The sequence below is a fragment of the Paraburkholderia sp. GV068 genome (assembly GCF_003058125.1).
GTDB lineage: Bacteria > Pseudomonadota > Gammaproteobacteria > Burkholderiales > Burkholderiaceae > Paraburkholderia > Paraburkholderia graminis.
The window spans coordinates 35,953-61,371 of the sequence record NZ_QBUB01000008.1; the positions used below are offsets into that span (position 1 = coordinate 35,953).

Here is a 25,419-nt window from a genome sequence, read left to right on the forward strand (position 1 = left end):
AGCCATGCAACTGCGACTTGACGCGCTCGAAGCGCATCTCGGCAAGGGACTCGCCGGACTGTACGTCGTGTACGGCGACGAGCATCTGCTCGCGCAGGAAGCGTGCGACCGGATTCGCGCGGCGGCTCGCGCGGCCGGCTTTACCGACCGCTCGGTCTTCACCGTCGAGCGCAGTTTCGACTGGAGTTCGTTGCTCGGCGCGAGCCAGTCCATGTCGCTGTTCGGCGACCGTCAACTGGTCGAATTGCGCATTCCGTCGGGCAAGCCCGGCAAGGAAGGCGCCGAAGCGCTGAAGGCGCTCGCGGGCTCCGTCAACGACGACGTGCTGACCATGATCACGCTGCCGCGGCTCGACGCGGCCACGCAAAAATCGGCGTGGTTCACGGCGCTCGCCGACGCGGGCGTCGCGTTGAAGATCGATCCCGTCGAGCGCGCGCAATTGCCGAACTGGGTCGGCCAGCGGCTCGCGGCGCAGGGGCAGCGGGTGGCCGCGGGCGAGGAAGGGCGGCGCGCGTTGGCGTTTATCGCGGAGCGTGTCGAAGGCAATCTGCTCGCCGCGCATCAGGAAATCCAGAAGCTCGGGCTGCTGTATCCAGCGGGTTCGTTGAGCTTCGAACAGATACACGACGCGGTGCTGAACGTCGCGCGTTACGACGTCTTCAAGCTGAACGAGGCGATGCTTGCCGGCGACGTCGGCCGCTTGTCGCGCATGCTCGACGGGCTGCGCGGCGAAGGCGAGGCGGCGGTGCTGGTGTTGTGGGCCGTCGTCGAGGAATTGCGCACGCTGCTGCGGATCAAGCGCGGCGTCGCGGCCGGCAAGCCGCTTGCCATGCTCGTGCGCGAAAACCGCGTGTGGGGTCCGCGCGAGCGCTTGATCGGGCCGGCATTGTCGCGTGTCACCGAGGCGGCGCTGGAAAAGGCATTGGCGCTGGCGGCGCGGCTGGATCGGCAGGTGAAGGGATTGTCGGGCGGGACGCCGGGTAATCATCGCAACGATCCGCCGCCCGATCCGTGGGACGGGCTGTTCGAGCTTGCGATGACGGTGGCGTCGCCGAGAACGTCTGCTGCGCCGCCGCCGCGACCTCCTCGGGGTGCGGCTGCGGCCGCGGTGCGCAGGCCGGCGTGAGGTTCGCTGGTGCTGTAGGCGGCGGGGTTTAGGTGTCGCGGTGCTGAGCTAGCCAGCCGTACAGCCAGGCCGGACCGGCTCGGCTTGCCGAGCGTAGCGCGGCCCGCCGTGCACCAGCAGTCTTGCGGATCTCAGCGGCGCTAACCGCGCCCTCGCAAGCAAAGCGCCCTGGCCCGACTTACAATCGCTGGATCTTTCGCTAATCAGCTAATCAGCCTGCTCGCCGCGCATCGGCGTGCCCGGCAATACGAGAATCACCATGGATATCGACCAGTACATGACCGACCTCGGCCGGCGCGCGCGCCGGGCATCGCGTGCGATGGCGCGGGCGTCGACGGCTGCGAAGAACGCCGCCCTCGCGGCGGTGGCGGCGGGTATCGAGCGCGATGCCGCGTTGCTCAAGGAAGCCAACGCGCGCGACGTCGCACGCGCGCGCGATAAAGGTCACGACGCGGCTTTCATCGACCGTCTCACGCTGTCGGACAAGGCGCTCAGGACGATGGTCGAAGGTCTGCGCCAGGTCGCGGCGCTCGCCGATCCGATCGGCGAGATCAGCAATCTGAAGTATCGGCCGAGCGGCATTCAGGTCGGGCAGATGCGCGTGCCGCTCGGCGTGATCGGCATCATCTACGAATCGCGTCCTAACGTCACGATCGACGCCGCCGCGCTCTGCCTCAAATCGGGCAACGCGACGATTCTGCGCGGTGGTTCGGAAGCGCTCGAATGCAACACCGCGCTCGCGAAGCTGATCGGCGAGGCGCTCGAAGCGGCCGGTTTGCCGCAAGACGCCGTGCAGGTTGTTGCGACGTCGGACCGCGCCGCGGTCGGCAAACTGATCACGATGACCGAATACGTCGACGTGATCGTGCCGCGCGGCGGCAAGAGCCTGATCGAGCGGCTCATGAACGAAGCGCGGGTGCCGATGATCAAGCATCTGGACGGCATCTGCCACGTATACGTGGACGACCGCGCCGATCTTAAGAAGGCGCTGACCGTTTGCGATAACGCCAAGACGCACCGCTACGGCACCTGCAACACGATGGAGACGCTGCTGGTCGCGCGCGGCATTGCGTCCGACGTGCTGCCGCCGCTCGGCAAGCTGTATCGCGAGAAAAATGTCGAATTGCGCGTGGACGCGGCGGCGCGTGCTGTGCTGGCAGACGCGGGCGTGGGTCCGCTCGCCGACGCAACCGAAGAAGACTGGCGCACCGAATATCTCGCGCCGGTGCTCGCGATCAAGGTGGTCGACGATCTCGACGCCGCCATTGAGCACATCAACACGTACAGTTCGCAACATACCGACGCGATCGTCACGGAAGACCACGATCGCGCCATGCGCTTCCTGCGCGAAGTGGATTCGGCGAGCGTGATGGTGAACGCCTCGACGCGTTTCGCCGACGGCTTCGAATTCGGTCTCGGCGCGGAAATCGGCATTTCCAACGACAAGCTCCACGCGCGCGGCCCGGTGGGGCTGGAAGGGTTGACGTCGCTGAAGTATGTCGTGCTTGGGCATGGCGAAGGCCGCCAGTAGGCGCCTGCACGATGGGAAGCGTGGCCGTGCAACGCGGCCACGCATGATTGTTTCAAATCCCGCGACCGCCGATCACTTTGCGTCGCGGCACAGGCCCGGCATGATCGTCGGCGCTCTCCACAATAACTCACACACCACCCAAGGACTCCCACGATGCTCTGGATCAAGACGTTTCACATCGTTCTGATCGCTTCCTGGTTCGCCGGCCTGTTCTATTTGCCGCGCATTTTCGTCAATCTGGCGATGGAAACCGAACCCGCCGCGGTGAAGCGTCTGCTGATCATGGCGCGCAAACTGTTCCGCTTCATGTCGTTTATCGCGGTGCCGGCGCTCGCTTGCGGGCTGTGGTTGTGGCTTGTCGTCGGTATCGGACGAGGGCAGGGATGGCTTCACGCGAAGGTTGGCGTGGTTGTGCTGCTGGTGATTTACCACGCTTACTGCGGCGTGCTGCTGCGCACTTTCGAGCGCGGGGAAAACCGTCGCTCGGACAAGTGGTATCGGATGTTCAATGAACTGCCGGTGCTGGGGATGCTGGCCGCGGTCGCGTTGGTGGTGATCAAGCCGTTTTGAGAGGTACCCGGCTGTGAGACTTGCACAGGGTGTGCGGATGGTTGAAACGCCGGTCTGCTGATGCCGCTATGTGCGCGCTCCTGACCGTCGTGCAGAGCAGGCGCCGGACGGGCCGGCAAGCCTTGGCCAAATCGGGGCATGAGCAGGCCCATCACAGGCCAAACGGCCTGACGCTCACCGATCGGTGCGTTGCGGCATGAACAGCTCGGCTTTCCCGAGTTCGGTCACTGTCAACGGGAATTGACTGGACGTAACCGGCTTGCAGCACTCCGGCGTGATATAGGCCGGAGCGGGCGTTCAGCGCGGATGGCTGGGAAGCGCAAGTCCGCGTAAAGGACGGCCGACGCGGCCGTGATTGTCACGGCAATTTAACGCTCCAGCTGCCATGGAAGCGTCGATCTTTAAAGTTAAATCAAACCGCTTCCGGGCAACTAACCACCGCCTCGCCGCGGTTTTTTTCGCGCTCATCTGCGAATTCCGCCGCCTTTCATGTGGAGGGAAATTTGGCGGTTTAAAACTCGTGTTGGCCTGATGCAATCGAGGGCAAGCTCGTCATTATTCTAGTGACGGCCGGAGTTATCAAATAAAGAAATAATAGAAATAAGACAAATCCTAAAAAACGCTATTCCCGTGATTTTTCGTATTTTAGGACTTTTCTGAATTTTAGTCCGTATATTCCTGGTCGGGCCATCGCATAATCGCGCAATCGTCGGTCTGCCTCGTTCGTATTTCAAATTCGCGCGATGAGACAAGCGCTGCGGTCGCACGGGCAAAGCCCCGTCCACAGGCCGTGTTTCTCCAGATCGAACTGCATCGAATAAGAATAATCCTAAATTAACTTCGATGCTTGCCTGCCTTAAAGCCACTTCTTTACAGAATTTCAAGGATCCGTGAGGTTCTGGCGCGAGTCGCGTTTCCTAGTATGTGACAGTCGATTGAGACCAATTAAGCATAGTCTGATTATCTCCAGAGTCGCTCAGTTTTATATTGAGATCTTCGCTGGAAGGATATTAAGACAGTCTCAAGTGCATAAGTGCGACGGTCAGATTGAATCCTTTTGGCAGCTCGTTGGCAGCGACGCACCACGTTAATCAGCACGGTGCCGCGCAGATCCCAGTCATCACGCCTTTACAGGATGAAATCGTGAACAAGTCGTACAAAACAGTTTGGAATGAGACTACCGGTACATATGTTGCAGCGCCGGAAGTGGCGAAGGGACGCGGAAAGAGCGGCCGCAAGGCACGTAGCATCAAGGCGCTAGGCGCAAGCGGAGTGCTGGTTGCTGCCGGGGTGGGATTGTCGGCGTTCGCACCATCCGCGATGGCGGGCTCGATCATCAATTGCGGGAATGCAATAAACTCTTATGCCAGCTTTAGCGCGGCCCAAGCTGGTGCATGGACGAACACGCAGCAGGCTGCGACATGCTTCAGCGGTAGCTCGAGCCTCGGCACTGGAGTAGTCCTTTCCGAAAACGGCAACTACTTCAGTCCTGACGGCACGAACGCCGCGATTCTGGTGGGCGCTTCCGGGAGCAACGCGACGGGAAAGGTCACGATCTACGGCCCGAGCGGCATTGCAATGATGAACCAGGTCGACATGACCAGTCACAAGATCGTGAACGTTGCAGCCGGTACCGTCAGCAGCATTAGCGGCGACGCGATCAACGGCAGCCAGCTCTACGCGGTGAGCGCTTCTGCGGCCAGCGCCATTGGCGGCGGTTCCACGGTTAGCTCGACGGGCGCGATTAGCGCACCTAGCTACGCGCTGACGAACGCAAATTCGATCGACGGTACGACGGGCGCGAAGACGGACATCGGCACGGCGTTCGGCACGGTGGATACGGCACTGGGCAAGCTGAACACCTCGATCACCAACATCAACAACGGCCAAGGTACACGCTATTTCAAGGTGACTGGGAACAACGACGGCACGGACGACGCCAAGGCGGGTGCATCAACATCATCATACGGCTCAATCGCCATTGGTCCGAAAGCTTTGTCGTGGGCGTCTGGCACGGCGACGAACGACGCTATCGCCATAGGCGACTCAGCGTACGCGACGTACATCGGAGATACCGCGATAGGCGGCTTCGCGACAGCCGGCGGAGGATCGTCGACGGCCATCGGTTACGGCGCATCGACGCTGAACGCCGTATCCACGAACAACATGGTTGCTCTCGGCACCTCTGCTTCCGCTGGCGCCACGAACTCGACCGCACTCGGCAGCAACTCGCTTACGTCTGGCGCGGGTGCGGTCACGGTTGGCTACCTTGCAACGGCGACCACATCGAACTCGGTGGCGCTGGGCTCCAATTCGGTGGCGAACTCGGCCGCGCTGACGACGGCAGGCTTCACGCCGGTCGGTGGCACGGCGATCTCGGCAGCGACGGCCCCGGGCGGCGAAGTGTCGGTGGGTTCGGCAGGTGCCGAACGCCGCATCACGAACGTCGCAGCAGGTTTCAACCCGACCGACGCAGTGAACGTCAGCCAGTTGCAGTCGGAAGACGCGAAGGTGAACAACGTCTCGAGCAACGTTTCGAACGTCGCGAACAACCTGGCCAACACGAACAACAACGTCGCGAACCTGAGCGGCAACGTCACCAACATCAACAACACGATGAACAACATCGTGAACGGTGGCGGCATCAAGTACTTCCACACGAACTCGACGCTGGCCGACTCGTCGGCTGTGGGCGTCGATAGCGTGGCGGTCGGACCGAATGCAGTTGCTCGCGGTGCAGGCAGCATTGCGATTGGCCGTAATGCATCGATGCAGAGCGGGATGCTCATGGATGGAGCGATCGCGATTGGCGATGGCAGCTATACCGGCTACTCGCAGGATATGGCGATCGGTCAGAACGCTACAGCAGGCGGTGGTCTGTCGATCGCGATAGGCACGCAGGCGTCTACTGCTGGCGGCACCGGTGTAAACAACCAGCTTGCTGTGGGCACGGGGGCCACCAGTGGTGCGGCCAACGGCACGGCGTTGGGTGGCTCTTCCACTGCTGCAACGGTGAACTCCGTGGCACTGGGTTACAACTCGGTGGCGAACTCGGCCACGCTGACGACGGCAGGCTTCACGCCGGTTGGTGGCACGGCGATTTCGGCAGCCACGGCCGTGGGCGGTGAAGTGTCGGTGGGCGCGGCAGGTAAAGAACGTCGCATCACGAACGTGGCAGCAGGTCTGAACGCCACGGATGCAGTGAACGTAAGCCAGCTGCAGTCGGAAGACGCAAAGGTGAACAACGTCTCGAACAACGTTTCGAACGTCGCGAACAACCTGTCGAACACCAACAACAACGTTGCGAACCTGAGCGGGAACGTCACCAACATCAACAACACGGTGAACAACATCGTGAACGGTGGCGGCATCAAGTATTTCCACGCTAACTCGACGCTGGCGGACGCGTCCGCGACGGGCTCGAACAGCGTTGCTGCCGGACCGGTTGCCGTGGCTAGCGGCGCCAGTTCGACCGCAATGGGCTGGGGTTCGCTCGCCTCCGCAACAAACTCATCCGCGTTTGGCGAATCTGCCACCGCCGCAGCATACGATAGCGTGGCGGTTGGCGAAGGCGCGACGTCCACGGTTAGTGGCACGACGTCGAACACCAACGGCTGGGGCGTTGCGATCGGTGGTAACGCGAATGCCGGCGCTCATGCAGCAGTCGCGGTAGGTCCTCACGCCAACGCGACGGCCAGTGAGGCTATCGCTATCGGCGACTATTCCAGCGCCACTGCAATAAATACTGTTGCGCTGGGGCAAGGCGCCTCGGCCGCAACCGTGAACTCGGTTGCGCTCGGCGCGGCGGCGGTGGCGAACTCGGCCACGCTGACGACGGCAGGCTTTACGCCGGTCGGCGGCACGGCGATCTCGGCAGCCACGGCAGCCGGCGGCGAAGTGTCGGTTGGCGCAGCAGGTGCAGAGCGTCGCATCACGAACGTCGCAGCCGGTCTGAATGCGACCGATGCCGTCAACGTGAGCCAGTTGCAGTCGGAAGACGCGAAGGTCAACAACGTCTCGAACAACGTGTCGAACGTCGCGAACAACCTGTCGAACACCAACAACAACGTTGCGAACCTGAGCGGCAACGTCACCAACATCAACAACACGGTGAACAACATCGTGAACGGTGGCGGCATCAAGTATTTCCACGCGAACTCGACGCTGGCTGATTCGTCGGCGACGGGCACGAACGCAGTCGCAATCGGCGGTGCAGCGTCGGCGACGACGGCGAACTCGGTAGCACTGGGCTCGAACTCGGTGGCAAACTCGGCGACGCTGGCGACGGCAGGCTTCACGCCGACGGGTGGCACGGCGATCTCGGCAGGGACAGCAGCGGGCGGCGAAGTGTCGGTGGGCAAGGCAGGTGCAGAGCGTCGCATCACGAACGTGGCAGCGGGTCTGAGCGCGACCGATGCAGTGAACGTGAGCCAGTTGCAGTCGGAAGACGCAAAGGTCAACAACGTTTCGAACAACCTGTCGAACACGAACAACAACGTTGCAAACCTGAGCGGCAACGTCACCAACATGAACAACACGGTGAACAACATCGTGAACGGTGGCGGCGTCAAGTACTTCCACGCCAACTCGACGCTGGCTGATTCGTCGGCAACGGGTACGAATGCTGTGGCAATCGGTGGTGCAGCCTCGGCAACGACGGCGAACTCGGTGGCCTTGGGCTCGAACTCGGTGGCGAACTCAGCGACGCTGGCGACGGCAGGTTTCACGCCGGTCGGCGGCACGGCGATCTCGGCAGCCACGGCAGCCGGCGGCGAAGTGTCGGTTGGCGCAGCAGGTGCAGAGCGTCGCATCACGAACGTCGCCGCCGGTCTGAATGCGACCGATGCCGTCAACGTGAGCCAGTTGCAGTCTGAAGACGCGAAGGTCAACAACGTCTCGAACAACGTGTCGAACGTCGCGAACAACCTGTCGAACACCAACAACAACGTTGCGAACCTGAGCGGCAACGTCACCAACATCAACAACACGGTGAACAACATCGTGAACGGTGGCGGCATCAAGTACTTCCACGCGAACTCGACCTTGGCTGATTCGTCGGCAACGGGCACGAACGCGGTGGCAATCGGTGGTGCAGCGTCGGCGACGACGGCGAACTCGGTAGCACTGGGCTCGAGCTCGGTGGCAAACTCGGCGACGCTGGCGACGGCAGGCTTCACGCCGACGGGTGGCACGGCGATCTCGGCAGCGACGGCAGCCGGCGGCGAAGTGTCGGTGGGCAAGGCAGGCGCTGAGCGTCGCATCACGAACGTGGCAGCGGGTCTGAGCGCGACCGATGCAGTGAACGTGAGCCAGTTGCAGTCGGAAGACGCAAAGGTCAACAACGTTTCGAACAACCTGTCGAACACGAACAACAACGTCGCGAACCTGAGCGGCAACGTCACCAACATCAACAACACGGTGAACAACATCGTGAACGGTGGCGGCGTTAAATACTTCCACGCCAACTCGACGCTGGCGGATTCGTCGGCGACCGGTACGGACGCGGTGGCAATCGGTGGTGCAGCCTCGGCAACGACGGCGAACTCGGTGGCCTTGGGCTCGAACTCGGTGGCGAACTCGGCGACGTTGACGACGGCAGGCTTCACGCCGGTTGGCGGCACGGCGATTTCGGCAGCCACTGCTGCTGGTGGTGAAGTGTCGGTGGGCGCGGCAGGTAAGGAACGTCGTATCACGAACGTCGCAGCAGGTCTGAACGCGACGGACGCAGTGAACGTGAGCCAGCTGCAGTCGGAAGACGCAAAGGTGAACAACGTTTCGAACAACGTTTCGAACGTCGCGAACAACCTGGCGAACACCAACAACAACGTCGCGAACCTGAGCGGCAACGTCACCAACATCAACAACACGGTGAACAACATCGTGAACGGTGGCGGCATCAAGTACTTCCACGCGAATTCCACGCTGGCGGATTCGTCGGCAACGGGTACGGACGCAGTGGCAATCGGCGGAAACGCGCAAGCGACGACGGCAAACTCGGTGGCACTGGGTTCCAACTCGGTGGCCAACTCGAGCACGCTGGCGACGGCAGGCTTCACGCCGGTCGGCGGCACGGCGATCGCAGCAGCGACAGCAGCTGGTGGTGAAGTGTCGGTGGGCGCGGCAGGTAAGGAGCGTCGTATCACGAACGTCGCAGCCGGTCTGAACGCGACTGATGCAGTGAACGTGAGCCAGTTGCAGTCGGAAGACGCAAAGGTGAACAACGTCTCGAACAACGTGTCGAACGTCGCGAACAACCTGTCGAACACCAACAACAACGTCGCGAACCTGAGCGGCAACGTCACCAACATCAACAACACGGTGAACAACATCGTGAATGGTGGCGGCATCAAGTACTTCCACGCTAACTCCACGCTGGCTGATTCGTCGGCAACGGGCACGAACGCGGTCGCAATCGGCGGTGCAGCGTCGGCGACGACGGCGAACTCGGTAGCACTGGGCTCGAACTCGGTGGCGAACTCGGCGACGCTGGCGACGGCAGGCTTCACGCCGACGGGTGGCACGGCGATCTCCGCAGGGACGGCTCTGGGCGGCGAAGTGTCGGTGGGCAAGGCAGGTGCAGAACGTCGCATCACGAACGTGGCAGCGGGTCTGAGCGCGACAGATGCAGTGAACGTGAGCCAGTTGCAGTCGGAAGACGCAAAGGTCAACAACGTTTCGAACAACCTGTCGAACACGAACAACAACGTTGCAAACCTGAGCGGTAATGTCACCAACATGAACAACACGGTGAACAACATCGTGAACGGTGGCGGCGTCAAGTACTTCCACGCGAATTCGACGCTGGCGGATTCGTCGGCAACGGGTACGGACGCAGTGGCGATCGGTGGCAACGCTCAGGCGACGACGGCGAACTCGGTGGCCTTGGGCTCGAACTCGGTGGCGAACTCGGCCACGCTGGCGACGGCAGGCTTCACGCCGGCTGGCGGCACGGCGATTTCGGCAGCCACTGCTGCTGGTGGTGAAGTGTCGGTGGGCGCGGCAGGTAAGGAACGTCGCATCACGAATGTGGCAGCGGGTCTGAACGCCACGGATGCAGTGAACGTGAGCCAGCTGCAGTCGGAAGACGCGAAGGTCAACACGGTCAACAACAACCTGAACAACCTGAGCAACACGGTGAACAACATCACCAACGGCGCGGGTACGAAGTATTTCCACGCTAACTCGACGCTGGTCGACTCCTCAGCAGTGGGTACGAACGCAGTGGCGATCGGTGGTGCAGCAACTGCGACGACGGCGAACTCGGTGGCACTGGGCTCCAACTCGGTGGCAAACTCGGCCACGTTGACGACGGCAGGCTTCACGCCGGTCGGTGGCACGGCGATCGCGGCAGCGACGGCTGCTGGCGGTGAAGTGTCGGTGGGTGCAGCGGGTGCAGAGCGTCGTATCACGAACGTGGCAGCGGGTCTGAACGCGACCGATGCAGTGAACGTGAGCCAGCTGCAGTCGGAAGACGCAAAGGTCAACAACGTTTCGAACAACCTGTCGAACACCAACAACAACGTCGCGAACCTGAGCGGCAATGTCACCAACATCAACAACACGGTGAACAACATCGTGAACGGTGGCGGCGTCAAGTACTTCCATGCGAACTCGACGCTGGCTGATTCGTCGGCAACGGGCACGAACGCGGTGGCAATCGGCGGTGCAGCCTCGGCGACGACGGCAAACTCGATGGCCCTCGGCTCGAACTCGGTGGCGAACTCGGCCACGCTGGCGACGGCAGGTTTCACGCCGGTCGGCGGCACGGCGATCTCGGCAGCGACGGCAGCCGGCGGCGAAGTGTCGGTGGGCGCAGCAGGTGCAGAGCGTCGCATCACGAACGTGGCAGCAGGTCTGAACGCTACGGACGCGGTGAACGTGAGCCAGTTGCAGTCGGAAGACGCGAAGGTGAACAACGTCAGCAACAACCTGAGCAACCTGGCAGGCAATGTCACCAACATGAACAACACGGTGAACAACATCGTGAACGGTGGCGGCGTCAAGTATTTCCACGCGAACTCGACGCTGGCGGATTCGTCGGCAACGGGTACGGACGCAGTGGCGATCGGCGGCAACGCTCAGGCAACGACGGCGAACTCGGTGGCACTGGGCTCGAACTCGGTGGCGAACTCGGCGACGCTGGCGACGGCAGGCTTCACGCCGGTTGGTGGCACGGCAATCGCGGCAGCCACGGCAGCAGGCGGTGAAGTGTCGGTGGGCAAGGCAGGTGCGGAGCGTCGTATCACGAACGTCGCAGCGGGTCTGAACGCAACGGATGCAGTGAACGTGAGCCAGTTGCAGTCGGAAGACGCGAAGGTGAACAACGTCTCGAACAACGTTTCGAACGTTTCGAACAACCTGGCCAACACCAACAACAACGTCGCGAACCTGAGCGGCAATGTCACCAACATCAACAACACGGTGAACAACATCGTGAATGGTGGCGGCATCAAGTACTTCCACGCCAACTCGACGCTGGCGGATTCGTCGGCAACGGGTACGGACGCAGTGGCGATCGGTGGTGCAGCCTCGGCGACGACCGCGAACTCGGTGGCACTGGGCTCGAACTCGGTGGCGAACTCGGCGACGCTGGCGACGGCAGGCTTCACGCCGGTTGGTGGCACGGCGATCGCAGCAGCCACGGCAGCGGGCGGTGAAGTGTCGGTGGGCGCGGCAGGTAAGGAGCGTCGCATCACGAACGTGGCAGCAGGTCTGAACGCCACGGATGCAGTGAACGTGAGCCAGTTGCAGTCGGAAGACGCGAAGGTGAACAACGTCTCGAACAACGTTTCGAACGTTTCGAACAACCTGTCCAACACCAACAACAACGTCGCGAACCTGAGCGGCAATGTCACCAACATCAACAACACGGTGAACAACATCGTGAATGGTGGCGGCATCAAGTACTTCCACGCCAACTCGACGCTGGCGGATTCGTCGGCAACGGGTACGGATGCAGTTGCGATCGGCGGCAACGCTCAAGCAACGACGGCGAACTCCGTAGCACTCGGTTCCAACTCGGTGGCGAACTCGAGCACGTTGACGACGGCAGGCTTCACGCCGGTCGGTGGCACGGCGATCGCAGCAGCGACGGCAGCCGGCGGCGAAGTGTCGGTGGGCAAGGCAGGTGCGGAGCGTCGTATCACGAACGTGGCAGCAGGTCTGAACGCTACGGATGCAGTGAACGTGAGCCAGTTGCAGTCGGAAGACGCGAAGGTGAACAACGTTTCGAACAACGTTTCGAACGTCGCCAACAATCTCGCGAACACCAACAACAACGTCGCGAACCTGAGCGGCAACGTCACGAACATCAACAACACGGTGAACAACATCGTGAACGGTGGCGGCATCAAGTACTTCCACGCGAACACCACGCTGGCGGATTCGTCGGCAACGGGTACGGACGCAGTGGCAATCGGCGGCAACGCGCAAGCGACGACGGCGAACTCGGTGGCACTGGGCTCCAACTCGGTGGCGAACTCGGCGACGTTGACGACGGCAGGCTTCACGCCGGTCGGCGGCACGGCGATCGCAGCAGCGACAGCAGCTGGTGGTGAAGTGTCGGTGGGCGCGGCAGGTAAGGAGCGTCGTATCACGAACGTCGCAGCCGGTCTGAACGCGACTGATGCAGTGAACGTGAGCCAGTTGCAGTCGGAAGACGCGAAGGTCAACAACGTTTCGAACAACCTGTCGAACACGAACAACAACGTCGCAAACCTGGCGGGCAACGTCACCAACATCAACAACACGGTGAACAACATCGTGAACGGTGGCGGCATCAAGTACTTCCACGCGAACACCGCGCTGGCGGATTCGTCGGCAGTGGGTACGAACGCAGTGGCGATCGGCGGCAACGCGCAAGCGACGACGGCGAACTCGGTGGCACTTGGCTCGAACTCGGTGGCCAACTCGAGCACGCTGGCGACGGCAGGCTTCAACCCGGGCGGCAGCGCGATCTCGGCAGCCACGGCAGCCGGTGAAGTGTCGGTGGGCGCAGCAGGTGCAGAGCGTCGTATCACGAACGTGGCAGCAGGTCTGAACGCCACGGACGCGGTGAACGTCAGCCAGCTGATGTCGGAAGACGCGAAGGTGAACCAGGTCGGCGCGAGCACGGCCTCGTCGCTGGGCGGTGGTTCGACCTACGATTCGACGACGGGCGCAATCACGGCTCCGACGTACTCGGTCGACGGCACGACGGTCCACACGGTGGGTGACGCGATCACCAACCTGGATGACCGCACAACGCAGAACACGACGAACATCGACAACCTGACGCAAAACATCGCCAACGGTTCGGTCGGTCTGGTGCAGCAAGACCCGACGTCGCGCAACATCACGGTGGCGAAGGATACCGACGGCACGGTGGTCGACTTCACGGGTACGGCAGGCACGCGTACGCTGACTGGTGTAACGGCTGGTGATCTGAGCGCATCGAGCACGGACGCAGTGAACGGCTCGCAGCTGTACGCGACGAACATGAACGTGTCGAACGTCGCGAACAACCTGTCGAACACCAATAACAACGTCGCAAACCTGGCAGGCAATGTCACCAACATCAACAACACGGTGAACAACATCGTGAATGGTGGCGGCATCAAGTACTTCCACGCCAACTCGACGCTGGCGGATTCGTCGGCAACGGGTACGGATGCGGTGGCGATCGGCGGCAACGCACAGGCTACGACGGCGAACTCGGTAGCACTGGGCTCGAACTCGGTGGCCAACTCGACCACGCTGACGACGGCAGGCTTCAACCCGGGCGGCAGCGCTATCTCTGCAGCCACGGCAGCCGGTGAAGTGTCGGTGGGTGCAGCAGGTGCTGAGCGTCGCATCACGAATGTGGCAGCAGGTCTGAACGCCACGGACGCGGTGAACGTGAGCCAGCTGATGTCGGAAGATGCGAAGGTCAACCAGATCGGCACGAGCACGGCCTCGTCGCTGGGTGGCGGTTCGACCTACGACTCGACGACGGGCGCAATCACGGCTCCGACGTACTCGGTGGGCGGCACGACGGTGAACACGGTGGGTGACGCAATCACCAACATCGACGGTCGTACGACGCAGAACACGACGAACATCGACAACCTGACGCAAAACATCGCCAACGGTTCGGTCGGTCTGGTGCAGCAGGACCCGACGTCGCGCAACATCACGGTGGCGAAGGATACCGACGGCACGGTGGTTGACTTCACGGGTACGGCAGGTTCGCGTACGTTGACTGGTGTAGCCGCAGGCGCGGTGAACGCCACGAGCGTGGATGCAGTGAACGGTTCGCAGCTCTACGGCGTGAGCCAGTCGGCGGCAGATGCCCTCGGCGGCGGCTCGACGGTGAACAGCGATGGCACGATCTCGGCCCCGACGTACTCGGTGGGCGGCACGACCGTGAACAGCGTGGGTGACGCGATCACCAACATCGACGGCCGTGTGACGCAGAACACGTCGGACATCACCAACATCAACAACACGCTGAACAACATCACCAGCGGCGGCACCGGTATCAAGTATTTCCACGCCAGCTCGACGTTGCCGGATTCACAGGCAACGGGCGCGGAATCGGTGGCGATCGGCGGTAATGCGCAGTCTCTGGCGACGAACTCGGTTGCACTGGGTTCGAACTCGGTGGCTGACCGTGCGAACACGGTGTCGGTGGGCTCGGCGGGCAACGAACGCCAGATCACCAACGTCGCAGCCGGTACGGCCGACACGGACGCAGTGAACGTCGCGCAGTTGAAGGCGTCGGGCATCATCAACCCGAACGGCACGACCAACGCGGCAGTCACGTACGACCACAACGCCGATGGTACGACCAACTACAGCAGCATTACGATGGGTAATGGTGCTGCGGGCGGCACGACGATCCACAACGTGGCAGCAGGCACGTCCGGTGACGACGCAGTCAACGTCGACCAGATGAACTCGGCGATCTCGACGGTGACGAACATTGCGCACGCCGCCAACAACCCGATGTTCGCAGCAGACGGCAACCGCGATACGGAAGCAGCAGTTGCAAGCGGTACGCATTCGACCGCAATGGGTGCGAATGCAAGCGCAACCGCGGCGAACTCGGTGGCGCTGGGTGCGAACTCGGTGGCTGATCGTGCGAACTCGGTGTCGGTGGGCTCGGCAGGTAACGAACGCCAGGTCACCAACGTCGCAGCCGGTACGGCAACGACCGACGCGGTCAACGTGGGTCAGTTGAACGACGCAATCGGCTCGGCGGTCGGCAATCTGCCGGCTGGCATGACCTCGAAGGCCTACACCGATCAGCAGATCAACTCGGTGCAGAACAGCGTGAGCCAGGTCGCCAAGAACGCGTACGCCGGTGTCGCAGCCGCTACGGCGCTGACGATGATCCCGGACGTCGATCAAGGCAAGACGATCGCGGTCGGTATCGGTGGCGGTTCGTATAAGGGTTCGCAGGCTGTCGCGCTCGGCGTCTCGGCACGTATCACCGAGAACCTGAAGATGAAGGCCGGCGCGGGCACCAGCTCGCAAGGCACGGCGATCGGCATCGGTGCTTCGTACCAGTGGTAAGCGCCGCGATGGATCGGACGCAAGTCCGGTCCATCAACCGGATCTGTCTTGACTAGAACTGTAAGCGCGCTCTTGTCCGCAGGACACGGGGCAAGGGCGCCGCTTCAATCACTGCATTCGTGAAAATGAACACTTCTCTTTTTAAATATCTCCGCGCGTTGGTCTCAGGCGCGTCTTTGGCGATCTTTGCAGCGTGCAGCACGCAATCTGGACCGTCCTACACGCTGCGTACGATCAGCCCGCCGAATCAAACCGTACCGACTTATCGGGTTAGCTGCCTTGGACTCCTCGACAGCTCGCAAACCTGCGTGCGCGTGGCCGAAGAAACCTGCCAGGCCAAGCCGATTACGTGGCTCGGCGCGGTCGACGGCGTGAGCAACAACCAGCCGGTGAAAGATGCGCGTGAAATGACGTTCATGTGCGGCGCGCCCGTCGCACAGCAGCCGGTCGCACAACAGCCGGTGCCGCAACAGCCGGTTCAGCAGCAAGAGGCTGCGCAGCCGCAAGCAAAGCCGGCGGCGCCGCAGGCCCGGCTGCTGCTGCAAGGCAACGCCAACTTTGCAACGGACAGCGCGACGCTCAGCCCGATCGCGAAGGAAAACCTGGATCACTTCATGGCCGCGAACAAGGGCGCGAATCTGCGCCGCGTGACGGTGACGGGCTACACCGACAAGACGGGTTCCGAAGCACACAACCTGGCGCTGTCGAAGGCTCGTGCCGAAGCGGTCGTGCAATATCTGCGCGATGGCGGTCTCGAGGGTGGGCAGTTCGTCGCACAAGGCCTCGGCAGCGCCGATCCGGTTGCGTCGAATGCAACGGCCGAAGGTCGTTCGCAGAACCGCCGCGTCGATGTTCGCGTGGTCGCCGAGTAACTGGCCGCGTGCATCGTTTGACCTGAGTTTGACCTGAAAAAGGCCTGCCATCGAGCAGGCATTTTTCATTTGCGCCTCTTCAGCTTTCGCCGTCGATTCTCAGCCGGCCGATCACTTCTTTCGCCTTACCCATCCGCTCGACAAGCTCGGGCCCGCGCTTGAGTGCGACGCCTACAGCGAGAATGTCGCCGATGGCGAGATGCGACATGCGCGACGTCATCGGCGAAAACACATCGCTTTCCTCGACGACATTTGAGAACAGACAGATCGACGCGAGCTTCGCGAGCGGCGACGATCCATGTGTAATCGCAATCACTTTGGCGCCGCAGTTTAGCGCGGAATGTGTCGCTTCGATGATGTCCCGGGTTCGACCGGTATTCGATACCGTCACGATCACATCGCCGGGGCCGAGCAGTGCGGCCGACATCGAGTAGGTGTGCGGATCGGAGTAGGCGACGCTCGGCATGCCGAGCCGGAAGAACTTGTGCTGGATGTCCTGCGCCGCAATACCTGAACCGCCCGCTCCGTAGAACTCGATGCGCGCCGCGTTCGCCAGCAAGTCGACGGCTGCTTCCACGCTATGCGGCGACAGGCTGTTGCGCACCTGGATCAGCGTGCCGATGGTCCGGTCGAAGACCTTGGCGATCAGACCCGGCGTACCCTCGTCCGGCCGCACATCCCGATAAACCGCCGGCACTTCGGTAGCGATGCCTTGCGCCAGCCGGATCTTGAACTCGCGAAACCCCGAAAAGCCGAGCGCATGACAGAACCGCGCGATAGTCGGCTGACTCACACCCGCGCGCGCCGCGACTTCCGTCATGGAGAGGTCGAGCACCTCGCGCGGCGCCTCGATCACATAGTCGGCCAGCTTGCGCTCCGACGGGCGCAACTGCTCGCGCATCTCTTCGACCTGGGACAGCATCATTGGAAAACTCGCACTATGCTGAAGAATGCGTGGACTATAGCTTGATTGGCTGGAAGGTACAAAAACTACATTATCGCCGTAGGTGTTATCCCTAGGTTCAGGTGTTATTCGTCCGATGCGCCGCCAGTAAAGGGCTTCGCGGCGTTTCGCCAAACTGCACTGCAGCAAGATTTCCAATTGCGGCCATGTAGTTTTTCTACTAAGATTCCTTTCGCCGGTCTCTCCGGCGACCCCGCGATACCCACCTGGCATAGCGCGCCCAATCTGCCGCCAGCGACGAAGGAGCTCCGATGGTTTCCCCGCATTCGCAATTGTTGAAAGTCACGCAGCGCGTGATCGAACGCAGCAAGCCCACTCGTGATGCGTATCTCTCCCGCATTCATCAGGCGCAGGGCCGGTTCCCGGCGCGCGGCGCGCTTTCCTGCGCGAATCTGGCGCACGGGTTCGCGGGCCTCGAAGGCAACGACAAGCTCGTCATCAAGCAGATTCGCGAGCCGAACATCGGCATCGTTTCGTCGTACAACGAGATGTTGTCGGCGCACGCGCCGTACAAAAACTACCCGGACATCATCAAGCAGGCCGCGCGTGAAAACGGCGGCGTCGCGCAATTCGCGGGCGGCGTGCCGGCCATGTGCGACGGCATCACCCAGGGCAACGCGGGCATGGAACTGTCGCTGTTCTCGCGCGAAGTCATCGCGATGAGCACGGCAGTCGCGCTCACGCACAACATGTTCGACGCGGCGTTGTGCCTCGGCATCTGCGACAAGATCGTGCCGGGCCTTCTGATCGGCGCGCTGCAGTTCGGCCATCTGCCGACCATCTTCGTGCCGGCCGGTCCGATGACGAGCGGCCTGTCGAACGACGACAAGGCCAAAACCCGCCAGCAGTTCGCAACCGGTCAATGTGGCCGCGACGCGCTGCTCGAAGCGGAAGCCGCCGCGTATCACGGCCACGGCACCTGCACGTTCTACGGGACGGCGAACAGCAATCAGATGCTGATGGAAATCATGGGCCTGCATCTGCCGGGCTCGGCTTTCGTGCATCCGCATACGCCGTTGCGCGACGCGCTGACCGCGCAGGCCGCGCGCCGCGTGCTCGATCTGACGGTCGAGCGCGGCAATTACACGCCGATCGGCCACGTGATCGACGAAAAGGCGATCGTCAACGGAATCGTCGCGTTGCTCGCGACGGGCGGCTCCACCAATCACACGCTGCACCTCGTCGCCATTGCGCGCGCGGCGGGCATCGTGATCGACTGGGACGATTTCGACACGCTGTCGCAAGCCGTGCCGCTGCTCGCCAAGATTTACCCGAACGGCAAGGCCGATGTGAACCATTTCCATGCGGCCGGCGGCGTCGCGTTCCTGGTGCGCAATCTGCTGGAAGGCGGTTTGCTGCACGAAGACGTCAACACGGTCGTCGGCCAGGGGCTGCATCGCTACACGGAAGAGCCGAAGCTGATCGACGGCAAGCTGCAATGGGTGCCGGGCGTGGATACCAGCGCGGACAAAGCGGTGTTGCGCGGCATCAAGGAGCCGTTCCAGCCGGACGGCGGCTTGCGTCTGATGCAGGGCAAGCTCGGCCGCGGCGTGATCAAGATTTCGGCGGTTGCGGCGCAGCATCGCAAGGTGAAGGCGCCGGCCATCGTGTTCGATTCGCAGGAAGCCGTGCAGGAGGCGTTCGACAACGGCGAGCTCAAGCGCGACTTTGTCGCCGTCGTGCGCTTCCAGGGCGCGCGGGCGAACGGCATGCCGGAACTGCATCGTTTGACGCCGCTGCTCGGCGTGTTGCAGGATCAGGGTTTCCATGTCGCACTCGTCACGGACGGCCGCATGTCGGGCGCGTCGGGTAAAGTGCCCGCGGTCATTCATCTGTCGCCGGAAGCGTTGCTGCAAGGGCCGATCGGCAAAGTGCACACGGGCGACATGCTGGTGATCGACGCCGAAGCCGGCGTGCTCGACGTCGAGATCGACGCCGCCGAATGGGCCGCGCGACCTAACGCCGCGCCGCTCAATCAGGCGGAAAACGAAGTGGGTTTCGGCCGCGAACTGTTCGGCGTATTCCGCGCGGCGGCGGCGCCGGCGGAGCAGGGCGCGTCGGTGTTCGGTCCGATGGTGGGCGAGCGTCCGGCAGCGCACGGCGAGCACGCGGCGTCTGCTGTGCAGCACGCCGCCGCACAGCACGGCGAAACGCGTACCAGCACCACTCAGGCAGGCTAGCAGTCTTCGCAAACAAGCCAACGGACAGTCGAACCAGGTCCAACGAAGTCCAACCGGGCAGCCCGACAAAGCCCGCCCGGCGACGCAACAGACGGTTGGCAGAAACAAGGAGTTTCACTATGACGTCGAAAACAGTAAGCGAGATCGTCCGCCTGGGTCCGGTGATTCCGGTGCTCGCGTTCGATTCGGTCGAGCAGGGCGAACACGTGTCGCGCGCGCTGCATGCGGGCGGCGTGAAGGTGCTGGAAATCACGCTGCGCACGGCGGCGGGGATCGCCGCGATCGAGCGCGCGAGCCAGTTGGCCGAAGACATCGTGGTGGGCGTCGGCACGATCACGAAGCCCGAGCATTGCGCGCAGGCGAAGAAAGCGGGCGCGCAGTTCGGCGTGTCGCCGGGACTCACGAAAGACATGCACAAGGCCGCGCAGGATGCCGGCCTGCCGCTTTTGCCGGGCGTGATGACGCCGAGCGACATCATCACCGCGCTCGAACTCGGCTATGAAATCGTGAAGTTTTTCCCGGCGCAGCAGGCGGGCGGCGTGCCGATGCTGCAAGCTTTTCATGGTCCGTTTCCGACGCTGAAGTTCTGCCCGACGGGCGGCATCACGGCGGAAACCGCCACGCACTTCCTGTCGCTGCCGAACGTGGTCTGCGTGGGCGGCTCCTGGCTGACGCCGAAAGCCGCGGTCGCCGCGCAAAACTGGGACGAAGTCACGCGCCTCGCGCGCGCGGCGAGCCAATTGGCCGCACCCGCTCACTAGTCGATAACCGCCGCGTTCTGGCGAACACAGACGCGGACGCAGACGCAGACACAGCAAGCTCTCAACCGGAGCCTCGCCGATACAGCCGCTTCAGGCTGTCGCAGCGAGGCTTCGTTGCAAAGATGCTGCGGGTTTCGCGGGCTTTTCAAGACAACAGACAGTAAAATTCAGCGACCGCGCGGTTTGCCGTCCTCGAGGCGCAGCGGTCGCCATGAGACGAGGTGGCTGCCGTCTTCGCACCCACAATCAATAACGCAAAGGAGGAGCTTCATGGAAGCTGTTCACGGCAGCATGCTGCTGGTTTACGGGGTGATCGCCATCGCCCTGCTGATCTTGTTGATCACGCGCTACAAGGTCTATCCGTTCCTCGTCCTGATCATCGTGTCGCTGCTGCTGGGGCTTGCCTCCGGCATGCCGATGGCGACCATCGTCAAGTCGTTCGAAACGGGCAACGGCAACACGCTCGGGCACATCGCGGTGGTGGTGGGTCTCGGCACGATGCTCGGCAAGATGATGGCCGAATCGGGCGGCGCGGAACGCATCGCCACGACGCTCATCGACTGGTTCGGCGAGAAGAATATTCACTGGGCGATGATGGTCGTCGCGATCATCGTCGGCTTGCCGGTGTTCTTCGAAGTCGGCTTCGTGCTGCTGATTCCCATCGCGTTCAACGTCGCCAAGCGCACCAACAAATCGCTGCTGCTCGTCGGCCTGCCGATGGTCGCGGGCCTGTCCGTCGTGCACGGGCTGATTCCGCCGCACCCGGCCGCGATGCTCGCCGTGCAGCAGTACCACGCGGACATTGGCAAGACGATTGCGTATGGTCTGATCGTCGGCGTGCCGACGGCTATCGTCGCCGGTCCGCTGTTTGCGCTGATGATCAACCGCTACATCAAGCTGCCGCAAGAGAACGCGCTCGCCGCGCAGTTTCTGAACAGGGACGACGTCGCGCTCTCCGGCACGCCGGGCGGCGCGAACGCAGCGCCGAAGCGCGAACTGCCGAGCTTCGGCATTACGCTGTTCACGGTGTTGCTGCCGGTGATCCTGATGCTGGTGGGCAGCTGGGCCGATCTGGTATTCACGCCGAAGACCTTGCCGAACGACCTGCTGCACTTCGTCGGCAATTCGGACGTCGCGCTGCTGATCGCCGTGCTGGTCAGCTTCTGGACCTTTGGTGCGAGCCGCGGTTTCAATCGCGACCAGATCCAGAAATTCTGCGGCGAATGTCTGGCGCCGATCGCGGGCATTACGCTGATCGTCGGCGCGGGCGGCGGTTTCGGACGCGTGCTGATGGATAGCGGCATTTCGAAGGAAATCGTGGCTGCTGCGACCTCCGCGCATTTGTCGCCGCTGCTGTTCGGCTGGCTCGTCGCCGCGCTGATCCGCCTCGCGACGGGTTCGGCGACGGTCGCAATGACCACCGCCTGCGGCATCGTTGCACCGATCGCGGCGGCCAGCGCGATCCAGGTGAAGCCGGAACTGCTGGTGCTGGCAACCGGCTCGGGCTCGCTGATCTTCTCGCATGTGAACGACGGCGGTTTCTGGCTGATCAAGGAATACTTCGGTATGACGGTGGGGCAGACCTTCAAGACATGGTCGCTCCTCGAGACCATCATTTCGTTGATGGGTTTGCTGTTGACCTTCGCGCTCGCGGCGGTCCTGTAAGGAGTTTTTGATGATTTTGATCGCAATGGGCGTGTCGGGCGCCGGCAAAACGAGAATTGGCGAGATGCTGGCGGAGCGCCTGCACTGCGCGTTCACCGACGGCGACGCGTTTCATAGCGCCGCAAACAAGGAGAAGATGCACCACGGCATTCCGCTCACCGACGAAGACCGGTGGCCGTGGCTCAAAACTATCCGCGCCGCGATCGAAGAAAAGCAGAAGGCGGGCGAGACGGCCGTGTTCACCTGTTCGTCGCTGAAGCGTTCGTATCGCGACATTTTGCGCGACGGCGACAAGGACGTCTGCTTCGTGTACCTGAAGGGTTCGCGCGAGGTGCTGCAAGAGCGTTTGACCACGCGCACGGGCCATTTTTTCGACCCGTCGCTGCTGCAAAGCCAGCTCGACACGCTCGAGGAACCGGGCGCTGACGAGGCGGTCACGGTGAGCATCGAACTGTCGCCGGAACAGATCGTCGACGATGTGTTGAAGCAGGTCGAGAAGCGTTAATCCGCCATCCTGAACTAACCGTTCAGACGAAGAAAAGCCGCTCCGGGGAGCGGCTTTTCTTTTGCTCGACGAGCAGAGCAGCGGATGAATCGGGCTTTAGCCGATGCGCTTCGCCAACTCGACTGCCTTGCCGATGTATGAACCCGGCGTCATCGCGAGCAAACGGTCTTTCGCGTCCTGCGGAATCGCAAGCCCGCCGACGAACGCCTGCAGCGCCTCACGCGTGATGCCCTTGCCGCGCGTCAGTTCCTTCAACTGCTCGTACGGATTTTCGATGCCGTAGCGGCGCATCACGGTTTGCACCGGCTCGGCCAGCACTTCCCAGCAGTTGTCGAGGTCTTCGTTCAGACGCTGCGCATTCACTTCGAGCTTGTCCAGACCGCGGATCAGCGAGTCGTACGCGAGCAGCGAATAACCGAACGCGACGCCCATGTTGCGCAGCACCGTCGAATCGGTCAGGTCGCGCTGCCAGCGCGACACCGGCAGCTTGTCGGCGAGGTGGCGCAGCGTTGCGTTCGCGAGTCCGAGATTGCCTTCGGAGTTTTCGAAGTCGATGGGGTTGACCTTGTGCGGCATCGTCGACGAACCGATCTCGCCGGCCTTCGTGCGCTGCTTGAAATAGCCGACCGAGATGTAGCCCCACACGTCGCGGTCGAGATCCAGCAGGATCGTGTTGGCGCGCGCGACGGCGTCGAACAGCTCGGCCATGTAATCGTGCGGCTCGATCTGGATCGTGTACGGATTGAACGTGAGCTTCAGACGCTGCTCGACCACTTCGCGCGAGAACGCTTCCCAGTCGAACTCCGGATACGCCGACAGATGCGCATTGAAGTTGCCGACCGCGCCGTTCATCTTGCCGAGCAGTTCGACCTTCGCGATGCGCTCGATCGCGCGTTCGAGACGCGCGGCGACATTGGCGATTTCCTTGCCGAGCGTCGTCGGGCTGGCCGGCTGGCCGTGCGTGCGCGAGAGCATCGGCTGTTCCGCGTGCGCGTGAGCGAGCGCGACGAGCTTCTGATGCACCGTGCGCAGCGCCGGCAGGATCACATGCTCGCGCGCGCCCGCCAGCATCAGGCCGTGCGACGTGTTGTTGATGTCTTCCGACGTGCACGCGAAATGGATGAACTCGCTTGCGCGCTCCAGTTCTTCCTGACCCTTGACCGATTCCTTCAGCCAGTATTCGACCGCCTTCACGTCGTGATTCGTCACGCGCTCGATGTCCTTGATGCGCGCGGCGTCATGCGCGGTGAAGCGCTCGGCCAGTTGCAGCAGGAATTGTTCGGCGGCGTCTGAAAAGCGCGGCACTTCGGCGAAACCGGCGCGCGAGAGCGCGATCAGCCAATGAATTTCGACCGTCACGCGATTGCGCATGAACGCGGCTTCCGAGAGCCAGTCGCGCAGGGCTTCGGTTTTCGACGCATAGCGGCCGTCGAGCGGGGAGAGCGCATTCAGCGCGAACAGAGTGTCGGGGCGGGTGTCGGACATGATGGCGGCTGGTCTAGGCGTTGAGCGCTCGCTGGAGTCACAGCGAGCGGATCGGAACGGAGGGAACCGCGAATTTTACCACCAGAGGCGGATTCGGCCGGAATAGGCCGGACGCGCGTGAGCCGCAGCGGACGATGCAAAGGCAAAGTCGGCTGCCGGGTGGAGCGTGAGCATTCGCATCGGCAGAGCCACTAGAATGCTGACTTCCTCTCTCTCGCCGGCAGCAGGCTTCGCATGGAACTGAAATGGCTCGAAGACTTCGTTTCGCTCGCGGAAACGCGCAGTTTCAGCCGCTCGGCTGAACTGCGTCACGTCACGCAGCCGGCGTTCTCGCGGCGCATCCAGGCGCTCGAGGCGTGGCTCGGCACGGAGCTCATCGACCGCTCGGTGTATCCGACGCGTCTCACGCCGGCGGGCCAGGTGTTCAACGAGCAGGCGCTCGCGATGCTTTCGCAGTTCCACGAGGCCCGCGCGCTGTTGCGCGGCCACACGGCGACGCCGCAAGCGACGATCGAGTTCGCGGTGCCGCACACGCTCTCGCTCACGTACTTTCCGCGCTGGCTGCAACGCATCGAGGCGCAGATGGGCCCGATTCATACGCGGTTGCGTGCGCTGAATGTGCACGACGCGGCGCTCTCTCTGGTGGAAGGCGGCTGCGATCTGATGATGGGTTATCACCATCCGAGCCATCCGGTCGCGCTCGATCCGGCCCGCTACGACATGCTGACGCTTGGCAACGAGCCGATCAGTCCGTTCTCGGCGCCGGGGCGCGCGGGCCGGCCGCGTCATACGCTGCCGGGCACCGCTGAGGCGCCCACGCCTTATCTGTCGTACACGCCGAATGCGTATCTGGGGCGCATGACCGAGGTGATTCTCGCCAACGCCCCGGAGCGTCTCAATCTGGACCGGCTCTACGAAACCGACATGGCCGAAGGTCTGAAGGCGATGGCGCTCGCCGGCCACGGCATCGCTTTTCTGCCGCACAGCGCTGTGGAAGACGCGGTCGCGGACGGCAAGCTGATTCGTCTGGACCGGGCGACGCGCGGCACGCCCGAAGGCCAGCTCACGCTCACGATGGAGATACGCCTCTACCGTGACAAGCTCGCCGCGAAAAGCGACGACGCGCGGCAGATTCTCGTGCGGCAGTTGTGGGACGTGGTGTCGGAAGAACTGGCGCAGCGCGGCGCGTAAGAGAGCCTCGCCAAACCTGCGCGCCCGCGACGCGA

General features: G+C 62.7%; 12 protein-coding genes. 10 read left to right on the forward strand and 2 right to left on the reverse strand.

The features are described from left to right. The first annotated feature begins 4 nt into the window (after nt 1–4). From holA to C8K18_RS17490, 5 genes are all read left to right on the forward strand, one after another. Nucleotides 5–1,126: a DNA polymerase III subunit delta gene (holA, locus tag C8K18_RS17470; protein ID WP_107708562.1), complete on the forward strand. Its 1,122-nt coding sequence runs from the start codon at nt 5–7 to the stop codon at nt 1,124–1,126. 259 nt (nt 1,127–1,385) lie between these two features. Then, the gene (locus tag C8K18_RS17475; RefSeq protein ID WP_006051906.1) at nt 1,386–2,657 is read left to right on the forward strand and encodes a glutamate-5-semialdehyde dehydrogenase; all 1,272 of its coding nucleotides are present in this window, start codon (nt 1,386–1,388) and stop codon (nt 2,655–2,657) included. A gap of 153 nt (nt 2,658–2,810) precedes the next feature. Continuing rightward, nucleotides 2,811–3,227 carry a CopD family protein gene (locus C8K18_RS17480; protein WP_006051907.1) on the forward strand — a complete coding sequence of 139 codons (417 nt, stop codon included), beginning with the start codon at nt 2,811–2,813 and terminating at the stop codon, nt 3,225–3,227. A gap of 1,143 nt (nt 3,228–4,370) precedes the next feature. Then, a complete protein-coding gene (locus C8K18_RS17485; RefSeq protein WP_107708758.1) occupies nt 4,371–15,761 on the forward strand; it encodes a YadA-like family protein in 11,391 nt (3,796 codons plus the stop codon). A gap of 176 nt (nt 15,762–15,937) precedes the next feature. Further along, on the forward strand, nt 15,938–16,633 hold the full coding sequence (locus tag C8K18_RS17490) for an OmpA family protein (RefSeq protein WP_258196142.1): 696 nt from the start codon (nt 15,938–15,940) through the stop codon (nt 16,631–16,633). Nucleotides 16,634–16,712: 79 nt separating this feature from the next. Here the strand turns inward: C8K18_RS17490 and C8K18_RS17495 are convergent, their stop codons facing one another. Then, nucleotides 16,713–17,558, reverse strand: a complete 846-nt coding sequence (locus C8K18_RS17495) for a MurR/RpiR family transcriptional regulator (RefSeq protein ID WP_029968261.1) — start codon at nt 17,556–17,558, stop codon at nt 16,713–16,715. Nucleotides 17,559–17,848: 290 nt separating this feature from the next. On the opposite strand from C8K18_RS17495, the gene edd reads away from it, so the two are divergent. From edd to C8K18_RS17515, 4 genes are all read left to right on the forward strand, one after another. Further along, a complete protein-coding gene (gene edd / locus C8K18_RS17500) occupies nt 17,849–19,777 on the forward strand; it encodes a phosphogluconate dehydratase (protein WP_107708566.1) in 1,929 nt (642 codons plus the stop codon). A 119-nt stretch (nt 19,778–19,896) separates the two neighbouring features. Then, nucleotides 19,897–20,538 (forward strand): bifunctional 4-hydroxy-2-oxoglutarate aldolase/2-dehydro-3-deoxy-phosphogluconate aldolase, encoded by a 642-nt coding sequence (gene eda / locus C8K18_RS17505; protein ID WP_006051913.1) that lies wholly within the window; start codon nt 19,897–19,899, stop codon nt 20,536–20,538. A gap of 270 nt (nt 20,539–20,808) precedes the next feature. Beyond that, entirely contained in the window at nt 20,809–22,203 is a 1,395-nt protein-coding gene (locus C8K18_RS17510) for a gluconate:H+ symporter (protein ID WP_006051914.1), read from the forward strand. A 10-nt stretch (nt 22,204–22,213) separates the two neighbouring features. Beyond that, nucleotides 22,214–22,708, forward strand: a complete 495-nt coding sequence (locus C8K18_RS17515) for a gluconokinase (protein WP_053858727.1) — start codon at nt 22,214–22,216, stop codon at nt 22,706–22,708. Between the two features lie 96 nt (nt 22,709–22,804). Here the strand turns inward: C8K18_RS17515 and purB are convergent, their stop codons facing one another. After that, nucleotides 22,805–24,193, reverse strand: coding sequence for an adenylosuccinate lyase (gene purB / locus C8K18_RS17520; protein ID WP_006051916.1), 1,389 nt, complete (start codon nt 24,191–24,193; stop codon nt 22,805–22,807). Between the two features lie 234 nt (nt 24,194–24,427). On the opposite strand from purB, the gene C8K18_RS17525 reads away from it, so the two are divergent. Further along, complete coding sequence (locus C8K18_RS17525) at nt 24,428–25,384, forward strand: LysR family transcriptional regulator (RefSeq protein WP_053858726.1); 957 nt, start codon at nt 24,428–24,430, stop codon at nt 25,382–25,384. Nucleotides 25,385–25,419: the final 35 nt, after the last annotated feature.